The sequence below is a fragment of the Streptomyces sp. NPDC029152 genome (assembly GCF_055564355.1).
On sequence record NZ_JBVHWR010000060.1, the window covers coordinates 1 to 2,892 of the forward strand.

Genomic DNA, 2,892 nt, shown 5'->3' on the forward strand with positions numbered 1-2,892 from the left:
CGCCCCGGCTGCCGAAACGAGCAAGCTCGCGCAGCCATTGGTGGGTGAGTGCGTACGACGGCAGGACCGGGAAACAGTAGACCCCCCGCGCGCTGCCCTGCCCGTGGCTGGCCGCCCGGATCCCGGACCGCCGGATGCGCGGCGCGTTCGCCGCTGAGGTCAAGTGCACGAACATCACCATGACACGGGATACTAGGTGGACCATTCCACGGCAACGGCTGCGCGTATAGGACGAGGGCGTCCAACAGCATTGTGTGGAAAGGGGTTTGGGCACTTTTACGGCCGCACTCCATGTGAAGAGCGACGACCTGTTGGAAGCGTTTCCGCATCTCACACCATGGCGGCCGGTCGTGGGGGACACCCTGCGACTCACCGACTCCGGACTGGTCACACTGGTGATGGTGCAGGCCGTGCTCGGCTTCACCCCCGAGGCCAGGCGGCTCCGCTACGCCTGTTTCCACCTGCGACACCTCTTCCCGTACTTGCTCAAGCAACCCGGCTGTAATAAGCAGATCCGCAAGGGCGCCGGACTGCTTCGGCACGTCACCGACTATTGGTCACCGGCACCTCAGCGCTGTCCCGCAACTGGCGGTGCTCCGTCTCAGTGGGGTTCGGCCGATGCGGGCAAGAGCGAGCCAGTGCTGAGCGGCGAAACCAGGTCGACGTGGATCAGTGCGGTGCCCGATCATGCGTTCATGCCCCTGAGAGAGACACTTGCCCGAGTCGATGCAGACCTGGCCGCCGGCCGGGTTCCCGTCGCGCGTCAGCGCCTGCGCGGTCTCATCTCGTCTTTCCCGCACGACCTGACGCTCCGCCGTCGTCTGGCTGGGGTGTACCGGCTCTACGGCGACGCCGCCGAGGCTGGGCGCTGGATGTACCTGGAAGAGGATCGGAACGCCGACGAGACCGCTGCCTTCGAGGTACGGTACGGGTCACCCGGGCGGCGGATGAAAGCCCTCGCCTGGCAGGGCCCCGAGGCGAAGGCCGCCACCGTCTTCGCGGAGAAGCAACTGGTCGCGGTGCGGACCGCCTGCGCCGAGGAATTGGGACACCCCGTCGACTGGGACGACCCCGCCTCCTACCGGGAGGACCTGGAAGGGGAGTACGAGGCGCCCACCGAGCCGTGGACGGTCGGTGGTGTGCTAGCAGGCGTCGGCTGCCTGGCGGCGGCTCTTGGGTTCCTCGCGATCTGGGTGATTGGACTCGTTGCCCTCTTCGACTGACTCAGAACACCCGAGCTTGTAAGTGGGCGTTTGATGTTGTTTCGCACTGACCGTTTCAATGCGGTTTGCGTTTATTCGTCGCCGCCGTGCTCAGGCTGAAACGCCTGGGAAGGCTTCAATGGATGGGGAGCTTTCAGGTCATCGCTAAACCAGACGGAATCCGGGGCTGAAAAGCAGAGTAAACGGGCGGCCGGACCGATGCATCGAAGGGCACGAAGCAGCATGTCCGGTATGGATTCACCGTAAAAGCCTCTGCCCGTAAAGCGGATTTATCGCCAGAGGGTATGCGTAAACGCCCTTTAAGTGGGCATTTAGAGAGTGTCTGTGTCGGTAAACAACTTTTGTGGCCGTCACGCTTGAGGCATATTTCCCATACATGCACCCTCGCGTTCACCGAGCTGCGAACTTGCTCGCCCGTTTACTTCGGTTCTCGTGCACAAAGTCCGTCTGGTTTGAAGATCAGGCAGAAACGCCCAGCAGTAGCGGAACAACATCGTCCGCCGGATCCATGGTCACGCTACGGCGTGAGCCAGCGGAAGCCGTACCCCAGCGACCTGTCCGACGCCCGATGGGCCTTACTCGAGCCGACATTGACGGCCTGGAGAAAGGCCCGGCTCGACCGCAGGCCCACCGGACAGCCGGCCAAGGTCGACCTGCGCGACGTATTCAACGCACTCCTCTATGTCAACCGCACCGGAATTCCCTGGAAATACCTTCCGCACGACTTCCCCAACCACGGCACCGTCTACGCCTACTACGCCGCCTGGCGCGACGAGGGAATCCTCACCCAGCTCAACTACGACCTGACCGGCCTGGCCCGCGTGAAGGAAGGACGCAAGCCCGAACCCACCGCCTCCGTCATCGACACCCAGGGCGTGAAAACCTCCACCAATGTGCCCCTGACCAGCCAGGGAACCGACGCCGCCAAGAAGATCGTCGGCAGGAAACGGGGCATCCTCACCGACACGATCGGACTCATACTCGCCGTGACCGTCACCGCCGCGAGCCTGTCCGAGAATGCCGTCGGAATCCAGCTCCTCGACCAGGCCAAGAAGACCTACCCGACCATCTCCAAGAGCTGGGTCGACACCGGCTTCAAGAACGCCGTCATCGAGCACGGCGCCCGCCTCGGAATAGACGTCGAAGTCGTCAACAGAAACCCAGGAGTTCGCGGCTTCCACGTTGTCAAAAGGCGCTGGGTTGTCGAACGAAGTATTGGCTGGATCATGCTGCACCGGCGCCTCGCCCGAGACTACGAGACCCTGCCCGCCAGCTCCGAGGCCATGATCCACATCGCCTCGATCGACAACCTCACCAAGCGCATAACGGACGAGACCACACCCACCTGGCGAGGAACTTACTAGGATATAAAGGGCAATCCTCCTAGATCAAACGCCCTCTAAGAGGGCGTTTGAAGTGGACAACTTGCCGTTTACGTCCTAGTACGTCCCTCGCCAGGTGGGTATTGTCTCGTCCGTTATGCGCCTGGTGAGGTTGTCGATCGAGGCGATGTGGATCATGGCCTCGGAGCTGGCGGGCAGGGTCTCGTAGTCTCGGGCGAGGCGCCGGTGCAGCATGATCCAACCGATACTCCGCTCGACCACCCAGCGTCTTTTCACGAGCTGAAAGCCGCGGGTCTCCGGGCTCCTGTTGACGACTTCGACGTCGA

Annotated in this window: 3 protein-coding genes and 1 pseudogene; 2 read left to right on the top strand and 2 right to left on the bottom strand. The window is 62.8% G+C overall.

What is annotated here, in order from left to right; translation table 11 throughout:
- Positions 1–181: pseudogene (locus ACZ4V6_RS36475) on the bottom strand (HEAT repeat domain-containing protein); the annotation flags it as partial.
- Between the two features lie 514 nt (positions 182–695).
- On the opposite strand from ACZ4V6_RS36475, the gene ACZ4V6_RS36480 reads away from it, so the two are divergent.
- Positions 696–1,223 carry a DUF6584 family protein gene (locus ACZ4V6_RS36480; RefSeq protein ID WP_467835571.1) on the top strand — a complete coding sequence of 176 codons (528 nt, stop codon included), beginning with the start codon at positions 696–698 and terminating at the stop codon, positions 1,221–1,223.
- A gap of 524 nt (positions 1,224–1,747) precedes the next feature.
- Complete coding sequence (locus ACZ4V6_RS36485; protein ID WP_467835566.1) at positions 1,748–2,587, top strand: IS5 family transposase; 840 nt, start codon at positions 1,748–1,750, stop codon at positions 2,585–2,587.
- A 75-nt stretch (positions 2,588–2,662) separates the two neighbouring features.
- Here the strand turns inward: ACZ4V6_RS36485 and ACZ4V6_RS36490 are convergent.
- A partial coding sequence (locus tag ACZ4V6_RS36490; RefSeq protein WP_467835568.1) for a transposase occupies positions 2,663–2,892 on the bottom strand: 230 nt, incomplete at its 5' end.

Bases quoted from the DNA above. Each gene is read 5' to 3' on its own strand.
- ACZ4V6_RS36480 (WP_467835571.1), top strand. From the start codon at position 696: ATGCCCCTGAGAGAGACACTTGCCCGAGTCGATGCAGACCTGGCCGCC.